The organism is Thalassotalea euphylliae (genome assembly GCF_003390335.1).
GTDB lineage: Bacteria > Pseudomonadota > Gammaproteobacteria > Enterobacterales > Alteromonadaceae > Thalassotalea_F > Thalassotalea_F euphylliae_B.
Genome location: NZ_QUOU01000001.1, coordinates 2,223,101 through 2,244,882, shown reverse-complemented (window position 1 = coordinate 2,244,882; position 21,782 = coordinate 2,223,101). Strand labels below are relative to the sequence as shown.

The following is a 21,782-nucleotide window of genomic DNA, read 5'->3' as shown; positions in this document are numbered from 1 at the left end:
ATAGACCATGCAAAGTTCAATGTTCCCAACTGACATCATTTTCTCTGTTGGTATAGCCGAGCTTTAATTCATACTGACCACATGGTCAGGTTTAATGATAAAATACTCACCGTTTAATTACTAGCGAAAAATAAAAAACCGCGCTAAATAGCGCGGTTTTTAAGGCTTTAAGACAAGCTAGTTTTAGAAAGTGTACTTAACACCAATCTTGATACGGTACGCTGAATCACGTGCTTCAAACGTAAAGTCATCGCTCAAGATATCACCGTAGATGTACTGACCTGTAGACGCGTCGATATCCATTTGGATAACTTCGCTAGTATTGAAGTTCTGACGGTATACTTTACCTTTAGATGAGTCGATTAGGTTCAATAAGTTATTAACTACGAAGTAAACTTCACCTTTGTGACCATCCATTAGACCTGGTAACTCTTGCGAGATGTAAAGATCTAAGTTAGTTACCCAAGGAGATTGCGCTTGACCGCGGTCAACATGACCACCAGCGAAACCTGAAAGCCCTAAGCTGTCGAAGTGAGCTAGTACTTCTTGCTCAGTCACGCCTTCGTATCTTACATTTGGATCATTTGCTGTTGGTACGTACGCTAAGTAGTTACCGCCAAATGTGGTGAAGAAACCAGAAGGTTGGATCAAGTCTTGGTTGAAGAAGCGACCGCCTTGTAGGTTAGTCAAATCAACTAAGTGGCTGTAAGCAGAGCCTGAGTGACGTTCGAAGAATAAGTTAAAGCGTGTCGCGTAACCTTCGAAGAACTCAGTTTTGTAACCCAAGTTAAATACAAAACGGTGCTCTGTTTCGAACGGTGAAGTACCGATTTGTGTTTCTTGGTGATCTAAGAAGTGACCGAAACGGTAGTTACTGCGCGCTGTCGAAGAACTGCCCGGGTTACCTTCAGTAATGTCTTGATGCGTGTATGACATATCGAAGCTAAGGCCATTATCCCACTCTTTTGCAATACCTGTACTTAGAATCACTGAGCGACCGTCGCGATCGGCGTTGGTTAGCATGATTTCTAGTTCACGCGTATCGTAGAAAGGAAGTGCGCCACTTGATGTAGAGCCTACTACGTCGCCTTCTTGAAGCAATGCTGCATTGATCCACTCAGCTGAATTTTCTTTCTCTGTGTAGATTGCCGTTGTTGTCCAAGCGTAACCATCACCTAAGTATGGAATGTTTAACGTTACGTCTGAGTTAAGCATGTAAGTCCACTGTGACGGGATATCGAAGTTAGGATCGATAAAGTTCGTCACGCTGCCACGAGTACCACTATCAATAGCAGCAATCGCTTCTGGCGTTGGCGTTGTTAGGATGTTTGCTGGCGCTTCAAAATCACGTTGACCAAAGCGCTGTGCACTGACACCATCGTTTGAGTATGAGTTTGAAATCCAAACATTTGGATTACCACCCGCAAAGCGGCCAACACTACCGCGGAAAGTAACGTCATCGCTGTAAAGGTATGTGAAACCAAAGCGAGGTAAGATAATGTCAACGCCATCTAAGTTAAAGGTGTTGTCAAAACCTGTACGGTCAAGTAAACCTTGGTTGAACGTTGGTTTATCGTCTGACGATAAGCGCTCGTAACGCAAACCAAATGACAGTGTTAATTCGTCATTGAAGTCCCAAGTATCATTGATGTAAAGCGCTAAGTCTTTACGTTCAAAGGTAGCAGCCACGGCTAATGGGTCGTTACCTAAACCGTTTTCGTAGGTGTACTCCGACACTAGGCGGTTTTCGAAGTCAGCTAATGAATCGAAAGTCGTTGTACCACGTGAGTTTGGTAAGAATTGGTTCTCAATTTCTAAAATTTTGTAATCAATACCAAAATCAATCGCGTGATCTTCGTATAAGTAAGTACCGTCAAACTTTAGAATTGTTAAATCATTGCTTAACGAGTTCGAGTGGCGGAATTGGTCAGAGCCAAACGCGATTGAACCCGACTCACCATCGTTATCGGTATCGATATTGTTGATGGTGATATCACCTAAACCTAGCTCACTGCGAAGTGAAATTTGGCCTGTCTCTACTGATTTACGTGTAATACTAATTTCTGAAGAGAAGTCAGCTGTCCAGTCAGAGTAAAGCTTAGCACTGTAGTTCTTTAACTCTTGCGTATTGTTGTACCAGTGAGAGTCTAAACGTAATTCACGCTCGCTGGTCGTCGTGTTACGCGTGTCATTACCTTCGTTAAACATGTAAACGAAGTTCGCACGGTGATCATCATTGATGTTCCAATCTAGTTTGATGATGTATTTTTCATCTTCTAGTTGTGGTTGACTTTCAGCAGAGCCGATTTCAGAAACACCGTAAACGCGGTTAGCAATCTCTTGTACTGCTGCGACATCACCGACTGTTGCAGTCGTTTTGTTAGCACCTTTGCTAGAACCAGTTGGGCCGTATTCTAGTACTTGTGGAGAGTCGTATTTTTCGTATGCACCAAAGAAGAATAATTTGTCTTCAATGATCGGGCCACCTAACGTGAAGCCATAGTTCTCTTCTTCAAATTCGATTGGTACGTCTACGCCGTCATCTTTAGGTGTGCCCGCTAAAGCATCACTTGTTCTTTCGAAGAACATGTTGCCGTGAAATTCGTTCGTACCAGATTTGAATACCGCATCAACCGCGCCACCCGTAAAACCGCTCGATTTCGCATGTGTTGGTGCAACACTTACCGTTACTTGGTCAAGTGCGTCAAGTGGAAATGGGTTACGTTGAGTTGGGTAACCATTGTTGTTCAGACCAAAATCATCGTTCAATGGAATACCGTCGATGCTGATTGAGTTCATGCGAGGGTTAGAACCCGCAATCGTCATTTGGCTTTCGCTACCCGGCTTAATAACAACTAATGGGTTGTTGCGAACAACGTCTTTAAGATCGCGGTTCAAGCTTGGCGTTGACGTGATGTCTTCTGAGTTGAAGTAGCTGTCACTTGCGGTCGAATTGAATAAAACTCGGCTACCAGTTACAACAATAGTTTCTGTATTGTCGCTTTCTAACTGGCGATCGATACGCTGCGTTTCACCTAGTGAAAGGTAAATATTTTCAATTTCAGCGTCGCGGTACTCGTCAGAGTCGATGATCACCTTGTAAGGACCGCCAACACGTAAACCTTTCGCTAAGAAGCTACCGCTTTCGTTAGCCGTTACGGTTTTACGCGTGCCTGTTGGCTCGTGGATTACAACAATGGTTGTACCCGGTGCAACGTTGCCATCAGGGCCAAAAATAGTGCCTCGAATGCTAGATGCTGTATCAGCTGCCATAGCTGAAGTTGTCATGCCAAGCGCGACAACTACCGCACCAGCAATTCTTGAGAGACGATGACTTTTCATCATATTTTCCTTGGTTTTAATTTTTTTATGCTTTTGTGAAGTTCACAACTAAACACTTGTTTCACTTTTGTGACTGACGTCATTAAAGCACAGTTATTTTACAATATGATTACAATTTGTCTATTTGGTCAGGAAATAGCCTGTACGTACATTTACAATTCGCAACATTTAGTAATACGTACAAAAATCTCTTGCAAAGCCTACTGCTACTGCTTTTGGCAAGTAAAACGCCGCGTATTCTAATGCCGATTCAAACGAAAATAAACAAATTTATTTCAGCTATGTTGACTAAATGTTGAGGTATTTACGCGTAACAATTGATAACAAACAGGAGACAAGTAAATGACATGCATAAAAAAACCGCACTTAACAGCGCGGTTTTTTATCTTGGTTATATGACAGTTTGATGAATGAAACTAGAAGTCGTATTTAACACCAATACGCATTTCCCATAACGATGCATCGTTTTGACGGCTTTGTGTCGCAGGGTTAGTAAACTCTTGGAACACATATTGGTTGGCATCGTTGACGCTAGCAGCAACAGCACCTTGCAGCTGCGAACCTTGCTCTAAGACACCCCAATCGTCATTTAAGAAGTTAGTTAAGTTCTCAATCACGAAGAATGCACTAGCCTTATGACCTTCTGCAAAACCGGCAAATTCTTGCTCGATCTTAAAGTCGAACTTAACCCACCAATCACTTTGTAAACGGTTACGCGGTAAAATACGGCCGCGATACTCGTCTAAACCTTCCGCTTCGATAAAGCTGTTGAACGCGGCAAGATCAAAGTCATCTCCGTACACCACTGACGCATCATTCTCTAGTGGTATGTATAGCAATTGACGATCTGCATCGTTAAAGCCTAAGCCACGTGTTCTGCTGGTAAATGAGTAAGTATATGGTTGACCTTGGTTCGCTTGGCCAAACAAGCTAAAGGTGGTTTCATAGCCTTCGAAAAATTCATGGCTATAGCGCAAGTTCAACGTAAATCGGTGAGGAATTTCATAGTTAGACGCTGCTAAACCAGGATTTTCCGGATCAGACGTTGCGATATTGTGGTAGTTAGAGAACGCCACTGAGCTGGTCATCGGATGTACTTCTTTAGCATCGGTATAAGCGTACGACGCAGAGAAGTCGAAGCCATTATCAAAGCTCTTACTCACCGATAGCGAAAGAATCGTCGCTTCACCATCTTCACCACTTACGTTAGTTAACAAGAAATCAGAGTTTCTTGGGTGGTTAACGGAATCATAAACTGGACGTCCATCAGGTGCTGTACCTACTTGAGCGTCAGCTAAATTGCGAACAATCGCTGAATCTTTCTTATCTGTGTATAAGAAGTCAGCCATAATGATGTAGTCGCTTTCGGTGACATAGGTAGCACCTAACGAGTACTTCCATTCAGATGGGATCTCAAAATCAGGATCCGTTACGTTAGTACTTGCATCCGCTGAGCCTGAGCCCACGGCATCAAATAACTGCTGAGGAATATCAAAACCAGGGCGACCACTGCCGTTAAAGGCAATCGCATCAGGTCCTAAGATTTGCAGACCACGTTGGTTGATTTGGATATTGCGAATACCATCGTTTGAGTATGAATTAGAGATCCATACATTCGGGTTACCGCCGGAGTATAAACCTAAGCCTGCGCGAACTTCTAACTGGTCGTTAACACTCCAGTTCAAACCAAAGCGCGGTTGCAGTAGGTCAACGCCATCTAAGTTCTGCTCGTTAGAAAAGCCGTAGCGGTCTTGGAAATTTTGGTTGAATTCAGGGACGTCATCACTTGTGTACCAATCGTAACGCAAACCTGCCGTGATGGTGACGTCATAATTCTCAAGCTCGAATTTGTCCTGGAAGTATACGGTGTTCAACGCGTATTTAAATTCACCTGCGGCGTCGTTTGGATCTTGTGAACTTGCGTTACCGTAGTAAACGCGCGCGATACCATTTTCAAAATCGTCGATTGAGCTAAAGCGGTACTCACCTTGCGAGTGCTGAACGAACAAGTTAAATACGTCTAACTCTTCACGCTCATAACCAAAGTAAAGTTCGTGCTCATCTAAGTAGTACGTTGCCGCTAATTTCAACGACAAGTTGTCATATTTTAATTTGTTTGACTGACGAGAATCATCCGGGCCAAGGTAGACATCGATACCATTGGCTGCTGACACGCGGAATTCACCAAAACCGCTTTCTCTATCCAGTGAAATTTGGCGGTTATCGAGTGTTGAGTAGCCTATTCGCACTTCCGTTGACAGGTTATCAGTCCAGTCTGAGTATATTGATGTTACGTAGGAATTTAACTTAGCGCCGCGCTCATAAAAGTGGTTGTCAAAAGAAATGCGGCTCGAGCCCGCGTCTGATTGCGCTAACGTAAAACCGTCGTTGTAGTTATAAACGAAAGTCGCACGGTGATCGTCATTAATGTTCCAATCAAGTTTTACCAATAGTTTTTCGTCTTCTACTGGTAAGCTTGGTGTAAAACCACCTGGCTCATAGCCGTATGCGTCACGTGAAATTTGAGCAATGCGGTCAAGCGTTGCTTGATCGATACGACCATTAGTTAATGGATCGTATTGGAAAATTTGTGCACCTTCTAGCTTCTCGTAAGCAGTGAACAAGAAAAGTTTATCTTCAATCATTGGCAAGCCAACATTAAAACCATAACGCTTTTCATTAAAATTACCTGTTGGTACGTCTTCGCCCTCTAAGCTATCACCTTTTAGCGAATCGTTCGTGTAGTCGTAAAAGAAGCTACCGTGAACTTCGTTAGTCCCCGATTTAGTGACCGCATTGATATTACACGATGTAAAGCCACCGTATTGAACATCAAATGGCGCTAGCTCAACGGCGACTTGATCAAGGGCATCGAAAGAGAATGGGATGCGCTCTGTCGGATAACCGTTGCTGTTTAAGCCAAAGTTATCGTTCATACGCACACCATCAACCGTTAAACTGTTGAAGCGCGGGTTACCACCTGCACAGCGGATAGCATCTGAGCTTGATTCATCAATATAAATACGCGGGTCAACACGCACTACATCTTTAATATCACGGTTTACCGTTGGTGCTGCTGCCAAATCTTCGAAATTGAAATTGCTTGACGGGCTATTGCTACCATAGTTGCTGTGATAAGCACGGCCTGTGACTTCGATACGCTCAACGTTACTGACACTTTCCAGTGAACGATTGATTTCATATGTTTCACTTAGTGTAAGAAAAACATCGTCAACAACTTGATCTTCAAAAGTGTCTGAATCTATCGTGATGCGGTATGGGCCACCAACACGTAGACCTTTTGAACTGAATCGACCAAATTCATTAACGGTAACGGTTTTGCTTGTACCTGAAGGTAAATGGGTAATAACCACTGTCGTGCCTTGTGCCGGATCTCCAGCCGGGCCGGAAATTTCACCTTTGATACCAGATGATGTGGTATTTGCATATGCTGAAGCTGTCATGCCAAGCGCGACAACGACTGCACCAGCAATTTTTGAGAGACGATGACTTTTCATCAGATTATCCTTGGTTTTAATTTTATTAAGTACGTGAGCTTTGCTACTAATTCGCTAATAAAAGCTTGTAACTCTTGTTGACCAACGCTAATAAAGCATTTTTATTTTACAATTTAATTACATTTTGTCTATTTGGTCAGAATGTTTTTTATACAGTTTAATCAGCCGAGTTACCAGCGTTTTCTCCAACGCAACACCTTGTTATCAAAGTAAAAGCTAGAGGACGTCTTGCGTGCCAAGATCATTCGCCCGACAAATATGGCGATTAAACAGACAAAAATATTTCAAGTATGTGATGACTTTGATGACGTATGATTGACGTATTTTTGAACGACCGCACTAGATTTTGAGACGAAATAACATCTTCATAAAAGTTTAAAATTCAGCGCTAGATTCGTGTAAAATACTCGGTATGATCTTTGACTATTTGGTTAGTAGTCTATTTTGAGGAAAAATTCTATAGTAAACTTAGTAAGTTAACTCATATCGTAATTTTATAATTGGTCAAATAATTGGTTAGTAAAGGATGAATGAAGTAAAAAAAGAATCAAAACAAGGAACTATTCGCGCGTTAAGCGAGGCTAAAATTCTCGAAGCAGCGCAAGAGGAATTTATATTGCAGGGCTTTAAAGGGGCAACGGTGCAATCGATCGCTGATCGTGCAGGTTTACCTAAAGCTAATATCCTTTACTACTTCAAAAATAAAGACAATATTTATCACGCTGTCCTAGAGCGCACACTAGATATGTGGGATCAAGGGATCGGTGATATTGAGCCAGAAGATGGCCCAGCCGCGGCAATCGAAAAGATTATCGCGTCAAAGGTGAAAATGTCATTTCAGCATCCGGGCGCGTCAAAGATTTATGCGATGGAAATTATTCAAGGCGCACAACACCTAAAAGAGTTTGCTCGCACCTATTTACGCAAGTGGGTAAGAGAAAAAGCCGCCCTCTTCCAACATTGGATCGATACTGAGCAAATGGCTGATGTCGATCCTTACCATTTAATTTTTGCAATCTGGTCTACCACCCAGCACTATGCAGATTTTGAAACACAAATATTAACTGTAATGAATCAAGCCGACTACGAAGAGCAAGATGAACAGCAGGTCATCGCGTTCCTGACTGACTTTATTCTCCGTGGTTGTGGCTTGAAATAAGAAGCTAATTCATGAAAAAACTACTTGCCGGTTCAGGCTTATTACTTTCTACGATAACGACCGCCATGGCCGCTGATACAATAAAAATCGCTACGTTTAACGTCAGTATGGAAGCGCTCAATTACCTACCTAAAGGTGAACGAGGACAAGTGGTGCCATCAGGGAATGAATTAACCACGGCGCTCAATAGCCAGCACCAGCAAATCAAAAACATTGCTGAGATTATTCAACGAGTTAACCCTGATATTTTGTTACTCAATGAATTCGACCGCACTGACAACAATGCCATTGCATTACAAAAATTTCTGACCAGCTACCTGGCTAAAAGTCAACAAGGACAAACACCTGTTAACTACCCTTACTTTTATCAAGGGCCAGTAAACACTGGCGTAAAAGCAGCTATTGACATTAATGGTGATGGTCAAATTACAAGCCCGCAAGACACCTATGGTTTTGGTTACTTTCCCGGCCACTTTGGCATGGCGTTATTGTCTAAATTTCCGATAGATCACACCAATATTCGCACCTTTCAGAAATTTAAGTGGCAAGATATGCCCAATGCATTAAAGCCAATGCAATCAAATTCTGAGCAAGGCTATTACAGTGATGCTACGTGGCAGGAATTAAGACTTTCTTCCAAATCACATTGGGATATTCCGGTGATTGTTGACAATAAAACGGTTCACGTTTTAGCAAGCCACCCAACACCACCGGTTTTTGATGGCCCAGAAGATCGCAATGGCAAGCGTAATCACGATGAAATACGCTTCTGGCAAGATTATATTTCAGGTGACGCTGGTAGCTACATATATGACGATAATGGCCAAAAAGGGGCGATGAAAAACAAAGCTCCATTTGTCATTATGGGGGATTTAAATGCCTCAACAACTGATGGTGATGCCAATAAAGACGGCATCGGCAATCTAATTGAACACCCGGCTGTTAACGATCCTATGCCAATGAGTGATGGGGGCAAAGCGAGTAAGCCAGACAATCAAAATGCTCGATACCACACCGCACACTGGGGAATGCGAGCTGACTATGTGCTGCCATCAACTTTTGGTTGGACACTTACCGACAGCGGCGTGTTTTGGCCAACGCAAAATTCACCGCTTTATCGCCTAATCGACAGCAGAGCTGCGTCTTCAGACCATCGCCTAGTTTGGGTAGAACTTTCTTTAAAATAACTGAGAATATCAATGCGTAAATTACTCTCTTCACTATGTGTATTAGCCGCTTGCGGGGCTACAGCGAAGGAACAGCCGCACAATATTATTATGGTCATTGCCGATGGCATGGGACCAGCCTATACCACGGGCTATCGCTATTACAACGACGACCCAAAAACCAAAGAAGTCGAAGCGACGATTTTTGATAAGTACCTCGTTGGTATGGCATCTACTTACCCTGCTCCAGTTTCTGGGTATGTGACCGATTCAGCCGCTGGCGCCACGGCGCTTTCTGCCGGTATCAAAACATATAATGGCGCTATTGCCATGGATGTTGATAAAAATCCCGTTGAAACAGTGCTTGAGCGCGCCAAGCAGTACGGCTTAAAAACCGGTGCTGTGGTAACTTCTCAAGTGAATCACGCAACACCAGCGTCATACCTTGCGCACAATGAATACCGCAGAAACTACAACGAGATTGCCGACAGCTACGTCGACGAACGCATCAACGGAGAGTTAAAATTTGATGTCTTATTCGGCGGCGGCTGGCAGTACTTTATCCGCGATGATCGCCAGCTAGTTAAAGAGTTAACATCACAAGGCGTGCAATATATTGATGCCTATCAGCAACTATCAACATTAAAAAATGACAAACCAGCGTTAGGCTTGTTTGCCGATGTTGGTTTGCCACACGCACTTGATGATAGTAATCGCTACCGTTTATCTGCAATGACCAAAACAGCAACTGAGTTATTGGCCAGTCAAGACAATGGCTATTTTTTATTAGTTGAAGCAAGCCAAGTAGATTGGGCTGGACACAGCAATGACATCAGCGCAGCGATGGCAGAGATGGATGACCTTGCCAAAACCATTGAATATCTCGAAAGCTATGTCGCTCAAACGCCTAATACTACTGTCATCCTCACCGCTGATCACAGCACTGGTGGATTAACCTTGGCAGCCCATGGCGAATACAAATGGCAGCCAGCGTTACTGAGAAAACAATTGCACTCACCTAAAGTCATTGCAGAATCAATCACTAAACAGAAGTTAGCGAAGTCGGCTATCGATAAATTGTTTAACTTCGAGCTGAATGAAGATGAGATTGCACTGATTACCGCTGCAACTGACGAAGCCGCAGAAAAACTGGCCGCTTATCAAAAACTAAGTGAAGAAGCACAAAATAAACAACGCAAGCCAAGCGCTGAATATATTGTGACTAAAACCGTTAAGAAAATCATTGACGGACGTACCAATACCGGCTGGACTTCTGGTGGTCACACCGCTGTTGACGTTCCAATTATTGCGTTTGGTAAATACGCAGATAAATTCGAAGGTCATTTAGACAATACTGATATTGCGAAAAAAGTGTTTAAGTTACTTGAGCAACACCGCGATTAACCTCTGTAAATAACGTACATAGGAGAACCAGCGTCATGTTTTACGCGGGTTCTCCTTATCTAAAGTAATTTAGATAACCTAATTAAGCTGATCTGAACTTCTACACTTTTTCTAATGGCAACTCAATCATTCATCGTGAGCGCTATAAATATTGATTGTTAGCTTTTGTTTTTTTCGTGATTGGCGTTTTGTGACACCAATTTACGCATAATTACCTCATTTTATTGCCAACTTTTACATCCCAGACTAAGGTTTATTTATAGTAAATTTTTCCTAACAGAAAATTGCTGTGGCCTTTTGAAAACGGACTTTTGGCTGTTTATCCCGTTTCAACAACGCTTTTTAACTGTGCTGTTTGGAAATCAGGCATTGTTTAAATTTGCTTAGTTGTTTTTAGCAAACACTTTTATTGAGCAATTCAATAGCTAAAAAACGGGAGAAAAATAATGAAAAAAGGCTTTTTATACTTTAGTACGGTGGCTTGCGCTATCACATTACTAGCCGGTTGTATGAGCACAGCACCGAAAATGGGCGGTGGTCAAGGCGGTGGCACCATCACAGGTGGGGCTGGTGGCGCTAATACCGATAACAAAAATAGCCAATTGGAAAGCTGTGATAAAACCCTAGGCACTATGTCGGTATTTGAAGATCGCAGTCTACCTTGGTGGTCTATGTATCAGCGCAGAGCCCCAGACTTAGGCAGTACTGTTCCTGTTATTCGATTGATGATTCAACAATCTAACTGTTTTGTTGTGGTTGAACGTGGCGCAGCCATGGCGGCGATGAAAGCTGAGCGGGAATTAATGTCATCTGGTGAATCGCGCGGTGGCAGTAATTTTGGTAAAGGGCAGATGGTTGCTGCAGATTACACGCTTTCCCCTTCTATCCAATTTTCTGAAAAAGGCACAGGTGGCATAGGCGCGATTGCTGGTGCCTTATTTGGCTCAGTAGGTGCAGCGGTCGCTGGTGGCTTCAAGAAAAATGAAGCCGCGACCACCATGTTGTTAATCGATAACCGATCAGGCGTGCAAGTATCAGCTGCAGTTGGCAATGCAGAAAACCAAGACTTTAGGATTGGTGGCGCACTCTTCGCTGGTGCCCTATTAGGTGCTGGGGCTTATTCTAATACCCCCGAAGGTAAAATCGTCACCGCGGCGTTTGCTGACTCATATAACCAAATGGTTAAAGCGCTGCGAAATTATAAAGCACAGCAAGTTGAAGGTGGTCTGGGTACTGGTGGTAAACTCGGCGTTCAGCAGTAAATCGCTTGCAAGCACTGGAGCATCTATTGCCATGCTCTAGTGCTAAGTTTTATCTAACCTTACGGTCTAAATGACAATAGTGGCAACCAGCCGTGTTCCCCTTATTTCGGTCTAGGTTACTGCGCCACTAGCTGCATGATTTGCTCAGTAAGTAACGCTGTCCCTTCGCTCTTCCGATAAAAATCGCTATAAATTACCATAGACATTTTCCATAAATTACCGCCTAATATTCTTCATTAGCAACAAGACGTTAATCAATATGTCATTAAATCACCTGTCTATCGTCGTAGGCTCAAAAAACCCCGTTAAAGTGAACGCCGCAAAAGCTGCATTCCAATTGTATTTTCCTCAACATGAAATTAGTGTCGCCTCGGTAAATGCTCCCTCAAGTGTTGCCGAGCAACCGATGACCGAGGCTGAAACTTTATTGGGTGCAAAGAATCGCGTACTGCATTGCCAGCAAGAATTTGATGATTCTGCGGATTTTTATATTGCCATCGAAGGCGGTGTTGATCATTACCATTATGGCCCTGCCGCGTTTGCTTACGTGGTTATTTCAAGTGCCAATACAAATCAAGAAACCATTGGTCTTAGCGCCCAACTGCCTTTACCAGAAGGCGTTTATCAAGCATTGCAACAAGGTGAAGAATTAGGTGATGTCATTGATAAGCTTTTTAATACTCATAATGCCAAGCAAAAATCTGGCGCTATGGGATTATTCACTAATGGTTTAGTCACTCGGCAATCTACCTACCAGCAAGCGTTAATATTGGCACTGGCGAAAATTGCCAACGCTAACTTATATCAATAATAACGAGAACAGATAGGTAAACGACTTTGTCGCACCATAAGTTTTCGCTATATTGAGCACAATTAGCAAAACAATGTCCTAATTAAAAATCCAATTAACCCTAATTAAAACTAAAACCCAGTTATGACCTTTAAACTTTCGGTATTAGATCAATCGTTCGCTCGTACCTTTGACTCAGCCACAACCGCATTACAAGAAACCATCGAGATGGCACAGTTTTGTGAACAGCTCGGCTATGAGCGCTTTTGGATTTCAGAGCATCATGGCTTTGTAGCCTTAGCAGGTAGTGCTCCAGAAGTATTACTTGCGGCATTGGGTGCAGCGACCCGAAAAATTCGCTTGGGCTCGGGTGGTATTATGCTGCCCCACTACAGTAGTTACAAAGTTGCCGAAGTATTTTCAATGTTGGCCAACTTATACCCAGAGCGCATTGATTTAGGTATCGGCCGCGCCCCAGGTACCGATATGCTCACCGCTTCGGCACTTGCGCCCAATGGTCGCCCAGATTTTCATAAATTTCCACAGCAGGTTGAAGAGCTGTGGCAATATCTAAACAATGAACACGCTGAACCAATTGTAAGCCCTAAACCGCCCAAGAACTTGCCGATGTGGATGTTAGGGTCAAGCCAAGATAGCGCCGTTTTAGCGGCTCAACATGGCTTACCATACAATTTAGCACTGTTTATTAATCCCCATGCGGCAACGCAAGTGACCAATTATTATCAGCAGAACTTTAAACCAAGTGGACAGCAACAAACGCCTTACACCTCAGTGACAATTGCCACTTTTTGCGCCGAAGATGAAGGCTATGCGCACCTGCTCGCGAAAAGTTACGAGGTCAATTACTACCGCTATATTACCGGTGAGTGGCAAGGTGACTTCTTAACGCCTGAGCAAGTGGCGGAATACCCGGTGTCACCTCAGCTAAGTGCGTTTATCCAACAACGTTTACCAAGGCGGGCAATTGGCACACCAGCGCAAGTCAAAGCAACTATAGAAGAGATACAAGCGCAGTTTAATGCCGACGAAGTGATGATGGTCTCAAACGTTTACCATTTTGAAGATCGTAAAAAGAGTTTTGAATTGGTGAAAAAAGCGTTTAGCTAAGCGTTATCTGCTTTTTACCAACTCAAAATGTATAAAAATAGCTGAAAAAACAAAGCCGCTAGCAAACGAGCTATCGCTCACCTAGCGGCCTTTATGCGCTTTCAGAAACGTTAGGGTAGCAACTGAGCTAACGCTTCCACAGGGTGTCGAGCTTTAACCTTAGCAAAGCGCTTCGCCTGACTACGACACGAAAAGCCCGTGACAAGCACTTGCTCGTCGCTAAGTTCGTTTAACTTGCCTTGCCAACTCATTTCAAATAAGGTCTTTGAGTTATCCAGGTTAGTTGCCTCATGACCATATGTACCCGCCATGCCGCAGCAACCAACGGCAACCTTATCCAGTGATAAACCAAAATGCTCAAATATTGTTAACCACTGCTGCTCTGACTTTGGTAATGCCGTTTTTTCGGTACAATGGGCAAATAACTTATACACAGTGCTTGAGAGGTTTTCTTGCGCTCGGCTGTTTTTGTCACTACCTGTGTATGGTGACTCAGCGAGTACTTTCGTTAACCATTCATGCGCTAGCAGCACGTTAAAGTCACCGCGCTGCTCACCCAATATTTGCTTATATTCGTCTCGATAACAAAGTGCTAACGAGGCATCCATCCCTACCATAGGAATGTTGAGCGCATGCAGTTCATTCAAAAATGCTGCCGTTGATTTAGCCGTTTTCGCAAATCGCGCTAAAAAGCCTTTAACGTGCTGTGCTTTACCGTTTGGTTTAAAAGGTAGCAAGATAGGGTCATAGCCCAGCTTTTTCGCCAACACTAGTAGTGCTTCGACAGATTTGGCATCGTAAAACGTTGTAAACGGGTCTTGCACGACTAACAAGGTTTTCGCCTTTTCTTCGTCGGTGCGGAGCATTAATTTAGCTAAATCAAACTGGGTAAAATCGCGGTTCGCTAATCGCTGCTTTAGCGTTGGGTAGCTTAATAGCGGTGTATCAACATAGCCAATGGCCGTTTTCGAAAATGAGTGATACAAACCAGAGCTAAGTACGGCATTGGTTAACTTGGGCATTTTCGCCATGAGAGGTGTTAACGTTTCGACATTAGCCACTAAGTGATCTTTCAGTGGTCTAAAGTAACGGCTGTGATACAAATTAATAAAGCGGGCTCTAAAGTCAGGTACATCAACTTTAATCGGACACTGACTAGCACAGGCTTTACACGCTAAGCAGCCCTGCATCGCATCCATCACCTCATGCGAGAAATCGTGATTGTTTTTATCAGACCAACCGCTAACAACGCGATTGCGCACTTTATCGACTAAGCGCTTAACAGACCAACCGTGAAGGTCTTCTTCGACTTTCAGTAGATCGACACCTTTATTTTCCATCAAACGCAGCCACTCTCGCATCAAGCCGGCACGACCTTTCGGTGAATGTCGTCTATCGCGTGTCACTTTTGACGACGGACACATCGGGCTTGCAGTATCGTAGTTAAAACACAAGCCGTTGCCATTACACCCCATCACAGAATCGAACGACGTTTTTAGGGGCGTTGATATTTGGCGATCAAAATAGCCGCGTTTAGTATCATCAACTGATACGAGTGACTCTGTTGAATCAATTGGCGTACAAATTTTGCCTGGGTTCATTTTATTGAATGGATCAAACGCAGTTTTTACCTTTCTAAGCTCTTGAAACAGCGTCTCACCGAAAAACTCTGGCCCATATTCACTGCGATAGCCTTTACCGTGCTCACCCCACATCAAACCACCGTATTTTGCAGTTAACTGAACCACTTGATCGGAAATCACACGTAGCAGTTTTTCTTGCTCAGGGTCGCACATATCAAGCGCTGGGCGCACGTGTAACACCCCGGCATCAACATGGCCAAACATGCCGTAATTCAACCCGTGGCTGTCTAATAAGTCACGAAATTCAGCAATAAAATCAGCGAGATTTTCAGGGGGTACCGCCGTGTCTTCGGCAAATGCCAATGGCTTTTGGCTACCTTGCGTGTTACCCAGCAAACCTACTGCTTTTTTACGCATCGCGTACAAGCGGCCAATACTCGCTAAATCATAGGTAATTTGATAACCAATAATGCCCTTATCTGCCGCCATATCTTGCTGCAATATTGCTTCTAGCACTTCAATGCGGTTTTCGAGTGCCTCAATTGACTCATCGTTATACTCAACCATGTTAAGGCCATCCATCACCTTATCTGGTACATCTGTAATTAAATCACTCACCGTGTGCCAAATAATGTCTTCTTTAGCTAAGTTGAGTACTTTACTGTCAATGGTTTCTACTGATGTTGCTTGTGCTTTGACTAAATCTGGCGAGTGGCGAAGTGCCGAATCAAAACTGTCGTATTTAACGTTAACCAACGCCTTGGCTTTAGATATCGGTGTAAGATTGAGTTTTGCTTCGCAAACCACCGCCAATGAACCTTCAGAACCGGTGATGACACGCGTTGGGTCAAATACCGTAAGGTCATCATTAAACACGTGCTCTAAATCGTATCCGGTCAAGAAGCGATTTAAGCGCGGGAATTTGTCTAAAATTAAATTGCGATTACCACGACAACTTTCTAACAGTTGTTTGGTAATTTTCCCTAAGCTGCTATTTTCTGTTGCTAGTTTTTCTGCTTGCTCAATGGGCATTGGCTGAGTGTCTATGATTGAGCCATCGGCCAGTACAGACGATAACCCCAGTACGTGATCTGAGGTTTTGCCATAAACCAGAGAGCCTTGCCCTGAGGCATCAGTGTTGATCATGCCACCGATTGTCGCGCGATTTGAGGTAGATAAATCAGGAGAGAAAAAGAAGCCATAAGGGCGCAAATAGTCATTTAACTGATCTTTAACGACACCTGCTTCCACCCTCACCCAATTTTCTTCCACATTGATATCTAAAATGCGACTCATAAACTTTGATAAGTCGAGCACCACACCCGGCGTTAAGCTTTGGCCGTTCGTACCTGTACCGCCACCACGTGCGCTAAATTTAATGTCGTTAAATCTCGCTTGGCTGGCAAGCTCAGTAATTAATTGAATATCTTGTTTAGTGCGCGGACAAAGCACTAACTGCGGTAATTGTTGGTAAACACTGTTGTCGGTAGCTACCGCTAAACGCGCACTGTACTGGCTATTGATTTCGCCTTTATAGGCAGTTTGCGAAAGTGCGTTAATAAAATCTTGATAGATGGGTTTGATTAATTCAACAGGGTCTAACCGAGGAAGCATACGTTCAGAAATAACAACAGAAAAATACGGAAATTCAGTATAGCATGGCGCTGATTGAATGGGAGTGATAAAACAAAAAAGCCTAAGCAATTTTTACACTTGCTTAGGCTTTTATTTAATAAACGATGTATCACCAAAACTGATCTAAATCATGCATCAGTGTATTCATTTTACATATTGGTTTGACGCTAGCTATTGTATTGCTCGGCTAGGTACAACCAAGTTGGTAATACGGTATCAGGGTTTAACGAGACGCTATCAATACCTTGCTCAACCAACCAAGCAGCAAAATCGGCGTGATCGCTCGGCCCTTGACCACAAATACCTACATATTTGCCGCGCGCTTTACAGGCTTTAATCGCCATCGCCAATAGCGCTTTAACCGCTGGGTTACGCTCATCGAATAAGTGCGCGATCAAACCAGAGTCGCGATCTAAGCCCAAGGTTAATTGCGTTAAGTCGTTTGAACCAATCGAGAAACCATCAAAGTAGTCTAGGAACTGATCTGCCAACAGCGCATTTGACGGTAATTCACACATCATAATGATTTTAAGATCGTCTTTACCGCGCTCAAGCCCATGTTCGGCAAGAATATCGATAACCGCCGAAGCTTCTTCAAGCGTGCGCACGAATGGGATCATAATTTCGACATTGGTTAAGCCCATTTCATTGCGAACGCGTTTTACCGCTTCACATTCAAGTGCAAAACAGTCGCGGAAGTCCTCAGAAATATAGCGAGACGCACCGCGATAACCAATCATAGGGTTTTCTTCTTCTGGCTCGAATTCCTCACCACCAACAAGGTTCGCATACTCGTTTGATTTGAAATCAGACATACGCACGATGACGCGCTCCGGAGCATACGCCGCCGCGAGTGTTGAAATGCCTTCCGTTAGCTTGGCAATGTAGAACTCAACTGGGTTTTCATAACCAGCGATAATATCGTCAATTTCAGCTTTTAAGTCGGCTGATTGCGCGTCGTAGTTAATCAACGCCTTAGGGTGCACGCCAATCATTTTGTTAATGATAAATTCTAAACGCGCTAAACCAATACCCGCATGAGGTAAACGTGCAAATGAGAACGCGCGATCTGGGTTACCCACATTCATCATGATTTTTAAGGGTAACTCAGGCATCTCGTCAACTTGTGACGTGGTTACAGAGAATTCAAGCTTGCCATCGTAAATAAAGCCAGTATCGCCTTCTGCACATGAAACCGTAATTTCATCGCCCGCGTTAATTTTGCTGGTTGCATCGCCACAACCCACAACCGCTGGAATACCCATTTCACGGGCAATGATCGCAGCGTGACACGTACGGCCACCGCGATTTGTGACAATAGCAGAGGCGCGTTTCATGATAGGCTCCCAATCAGGATCTGTCATGTCGGTAACCAAGACATCGCCCGGCTGAATTTTATCCATTTCTTCCAGTGACGATAAAACTTTTGCGGTACCTGAGCCAATTTTGTGACCAATGGCACGACCTTCACAAATAACCGCCGCGGTTTCTTGTAATTGAAATTGTTCCATTACGTTGGCGCTTTCACGACTACGTACCGTTTCAGGACGCGCTTGGACAATGTACAGTTTACCGTCTAAACCGTCTTTCGCCCATTCAATATCCATTGGACGGCCGTAGTGTTTTTCAATAATCACCGCTTGTTTGGCCAACTCCATCACTTCATCATCAGTAATTGAGAATTGATTTGAAAGCGACTCTTCCATATCAACAATTTCAACTTGCTTGCCGTGTTCTTGGCTGTCTGCGTAAACCATTTTAATCGCTTTGCTGCCAATCGTGCGGCGTACTACAGCTGGTTTACCATTAGCAAGCGTTGGCTTGTGCACATAGAACTCATCCGGGTTAACTGCGCCTTGCACAACCATTTCACCTAAGCCATAGCTTGAGGTAATAAATACGACATCTTCAAAACCAGATTCAGTATCAATTGAGAACATTACGCCACTGGCGGCAATGTCACTGCGCACCATGCGCTGAATACCCGCTGATAAGGCAACACCGCGATGGTCATAACCTTGGTGGACGCGGTAAGAAATTGCGCGATCGTTGAACAAGGACGCAAATACATGCTTAATCGCCACCATCACAGCATCTAAGCCTTTGACGTTTAAGAAGGTTTCTTGCTGACCAGCAAAAGAAGCATCCGGCATATCTTCTGCCGTTGCTGAAGAGCGCACGGCGAATGAAGCGTCTTCAGTAAACTCACCAGCAAGCTTTGCATAGGCTTGTTCGATATCTTGTTGCATTTGCGGTAAGAAAGGCGTGTCAATAATCCATTGACGAATGGTAGCGCCGCAATCTGCTAAAGCGTTTACATCGCTGACATCTAAAGTGTCGAGTAGTTGATAAATTTTGTCGTTGAGGCCGCTCTGCTCAAGAAATTCATTGAAAGCGAAAGCGGTAGTAGCAAAACCGCCAGGCACTTGTACGCCAACGTTCGCTAAGTTTGAGATCATTTCCCCTAATGATGCGTTCTTACCGCCAACGCGGTCCACATCATTCATACCCAGTTGCTCATACCAAAGTACGTTTTCTTGCACGACAATATCTCCAAGATCAGTCATTTTGTTAAAGTATATAGTCAAGTAACTCTATCGCTAGCAATAGGCAAAAGCTACTTGAGTATAGACTTCAATCAAAACAAAAAAGAATATACAAGAATCGAATTGATATTTGATGGGCGGCCATTCTACACTGGTGTCCCTAAATACCAAACTATATTTTGAAAGTTTTCAAAAGTGAGATCATAATGCGCACAGCTTTCTATATTTCTGACGGTACAGCAATCACTTCAGAAGTTTTTGGACATGCCCTACTTTCCCTTTTTCCGATGGAATTTGACCATCAAACCATCTCTTTTGTCGAAACCCCTGAAAAGGCAGAACAAGCCAAAGCCAAAATTAATGCCGTAGCCAAGCAATCAGGTGAGAAACCTCTGGTGTTTCACACTTTCGTGAATCCTCAAGTTCGCAGCATCATTGATAGCTGTGATGGGGTAATTTACAACTTTTTAGAGCACTTTGTGTCACCGCTTGAGAATGTACTAAACGCTAAGGCGAAACCTAAAGCACATCGCACGCACAGTATTCACGAAAACAGTTATGATTACCGTATTGACGCCGTGAACTATGCGCTCGCTAACGATGATGGCTCGAATGTTACCAATTACGGCGAAGCAGATATTATTTTAGTGGGTGTCTCGCGCTCTGGTAAAACGCCAACGTCTCTGTACTTAGCGCTGCAATATGGCATCAAAGCAGCTAATTACCCATTTACTGACGATGATATGGACGAACTGAGACTGCCCGATTTCCTCAAAAGTCATAAGAAAAAGATCTTCGGTTTAACCATAGATGCTGAGCGTTTAATGGATATACGTGATAACCGTAGAGCCAACAGTAAATATTCATCAGCGCGTCAATGTCGAATGGAGCTAAGAGAAGTAGAAAAACTTTACAAAAAGGAAAAAATCCCATTTGTGAATTCCACCAAGTTTTCGGTCGAAGAAATCACCGCGAAAATACTCGCCGAAACAGGACTTCGTCGCCACAAGTATTAGCGCGTGTCTGAGCGGGTCAAAGCACGCAATAAATAACAGGTGAAACCATAAAATCAATTCACTTTAGGGAGCTTTTTCGCTATGTTAGGCGCAATTATCCTATGCTGACTAAGGCACTAAAGTGACATGCCTTAGCAGCGCGAAAAAGTTAACCTTAATGACTATTAAAACCGACGAAATTAGAACCACGCTCATCGAGCATTTGGCCTCGCCTGCCGAACTCGCTGAGCAAATTCCACTATCCCAAGCGACTGCTGAATTTATCCTTGATAGCCGCGCCAAACTTGAGCGCATTATCAATAAAGAAGATGACCGCTTGGTGGTCGTCATTGGCCCTTGCTCAATACACGATCCTGACGCGGCGCTAGATTACGCTAAAAAGCTCAAAGTTCTGCACGACAAATACCAAAATGAATTAATGATTGTGATGCGTGTGTACTTCGAAAAACCGCGCACAACCGTTGGTTGGAAAGGATTGATCAGCGATCCTGATTTAGACAAATCATTTAAAGTTGCCAAAGGTTTAAATTTGGCGCGCAACTTACTTGTCGACATTAATGCGCTAGGCTTGCCCGCAGGTACTGAATTTTTAGATATGGTCACCGGCCAATATATCTCAGATTTAATTACTTGGGGTGCAATTGGTGCACGTACGACAGAAAGCCAAGTGCATCGCGAGCTTGCTTCTGCGCTATCGTGCCCTGTTGGCTTTAAAAATGGTACCGATGGCAATGTTAAAATTGCTGTTGATGCAATCAAAGCATCAAGTGTACCGCATGTGCTGTATTCGCCAGATAAAAAAGGCCAAATGTGTATCTACCAAACACATGGTAACCCACATGCACACGTTATTTTACGTGGCGGCAAAACGCCAAATTATCAAGCTAACCACGTTGAAGCTGCACAAGATGCCTTGTTTAAATCAGGCATTAACAAACCGTTAATGGTTGATTGCAGTCATGGCAATAGCAGCAAAGATCACAACAAACAGCCAATGGTAGCACAAGATATCGCCACACAAATTGCAGGTGGCTCAACCTCGATATTTGGTGTCATGGTGGAGAGTTTCCTAATTGAAGGGCGCCAAGACGTGGTAGACGGCAAAGCCGAAACATACGGTCAAAGTATTACGGATGCGTGTGTTAACTTTACCACGAGTGAGGAAGTGCTCGCGGTATTAGCAGACGCGGTCGCTAAACGCCGCGCAAGTTAATCGCTAACATAAGTTAATAG

At 43.6% G+C, this 21,782-nt stretch carries 12 protein-coding genes; 8 read left to right on the top strand and 4 right to left on the bottom strand.

Annotated elements, in window-relative coordinates:
* Positions 1–183 precede the first annotated feature (183 nt).
* A complete protein-coding gene (locus DXX93_RS09855) occupies positions 184–3,342 on the bottom strand; it encodes a TonB-dependent receptor (RefSeq protein WP_258872643.1) in 3,159 nt (1,052 codons plus the stop codon).
* A gap of 416 nt (positions 3,343–3,758) precedes the next feature.
* On the bottom strand, positions 3,759–6,860 hold the full coding sequence (locus DXX93_RS09850) for a TonB-dependent receptor (RefSeq protein ID WP_116007949.1): 3,102 nt from the start codon (positions 6,858–6,860) through the stop codon (positions 3,759–3,761).
* A gap of 526 nt (positions 6,861–7,386) precedes the next feature.
* Here DXX93_RS09850 and DXX93_RS09845 point away from each other — a divergent pair.
* From DXX93_RS09845 to DXX93_RS09820, 6 genes are all read left to right on the top strand, one after another.
* Entirely contained in the window at positions 7,387–8,019 is a 633-nt protein-coding gene (locus DXX93_RS09845) for a TetR/AcrR family transcriptional regulator (RefSeq protein ID WP_116007948.1), read from the top strand.
* A gap of 11 nt (positions 8,020–8,030) precedes the next feature.
* Positions 8,031–9,206, top strand: coding sequence for an endonuclease/exonuclease/phosphatase family protein (locus DXX93_RS09840; protein ID WP_116007947.1), 1,176 nt, complete (start codon positions 8,031–8,033; stop codon positions 9,204–9,206).
* 12 nt (positions 9,207–9,218) lie between these two features.
* Complete coding sequence (locus tag DXX93_RS09835) at positions 9,219–10,589, top strand: alkaline phosphatase (protein ID WP_116007946.1); 1,371 nt, start codon at positions 9,219–9,221, stop codon at positions 10,587–10,589.
* Positions 10,590–11,098: 509 nt separating this feature from the next.
* Positions 11,099–11,851 (top strand): CsgG/HfaB family protein, encoded by a 753-nt coding sequence (locus DXX93_RS09830; protein WP_220347565.1) that lies wholly within the window; start codon positions 11,099–11,101, stop codon positions 11,849–11,851.
* A gap of 259 nt (positions 11,852–12,110) precedes the next feature.
* The gene (gene yjjX, locus DXX93_RS09825; RefSeq protein WP_116007944.1) at positions 12,111–12,662 is read left to right on the top strand and encodes an inosine/xanthosine triphosphatase; all 552 of its coding nucleotides are present in this window, start codon (positions 12,111–12,113) and stop codon (positions 12,660–12,662) included.
* Between the two features lie 123 nt (positions 12,663–12,785).
* Complete coding sequence (locus tag DXX93_RS09820) at positions 12,786–13,769, top strand: LLM class flavin-dependent oxidoreductase (RefSeq protein WP_116007943.1); 984 nt, start codon at positions 12,786–12,788, stop codon at positions 13,767–13,769.
* A gap of 110 nt (positions 13,770–13,879) precedes the next feature.
* On the opposite strand, the gene ydiJ is transcribed toward DXX93_RS09820, so the two are convergent.
* Positions 13,880–16,966 carry a D-2-hydroxyglutarate dehydrogenase YdiJ gene (gene ydiJ, locus DXX93_RS09815; protein ID WP_116009905.1) on the bottom strand — a complete coding sequence of 1,029 codons (3,087 nt, stop codon included), beginning with the start codon at positions 16,964–16,966 and terminating at the stop codon, positions 13,880–13,882.
* A gap of 188 nt (positions 16,967–17,154) precedes the next feature.
* Positions 17,155–19,530 (bottom strand): phosphoenolpyruvate synthase, encoded by a 2,376-nt coding sequence (ppsA, locus tag DXX93_RS09810; RefSeq protein ID WP_116009904.1) that lies wholly within the window; start codon positions 19,528–19,530, stop codon positions 17,155–17,157.
* A 209-nt stretch (positions 19,531–19,739) separates the two neighbouring features.
* Here ppsA and ppsR point away from each other — a divergent pair, with 209 nt between their 5' ends.
* Both ppsR and DXX93_RS09800 read left to right on the top strand, forming a co-directional pair.
* Complete coding sequence (ppsR, locus tag DXX93_RS09805; RefSeq protein WP_116007942.1) at positions 19,740–20,549, top strand: posphoenolpyruvate synthetase regulatory kinase/phosphorylase PpsR; 810 nt, start codon at positions 19,740–19,742, stop codon at positions 20,547–20,549.
* Positions 20,550–20,706: 157 nt separating this feature from the next.
* Positions 20,707–21,762 (top strand): 3-deoxy-7-phosphoheptulonate synthase, encoded by a 1,056-nt coding sequence (locus DXX93_RS09800; RefSeq protein ID WP_116007941.1) that lies wholly within the window; start codon positions 20,707–20,709, stop codon positions 21,760–21,762.
* Positions 21,763–21,782 lie beyond the last annotated feature (20 nt).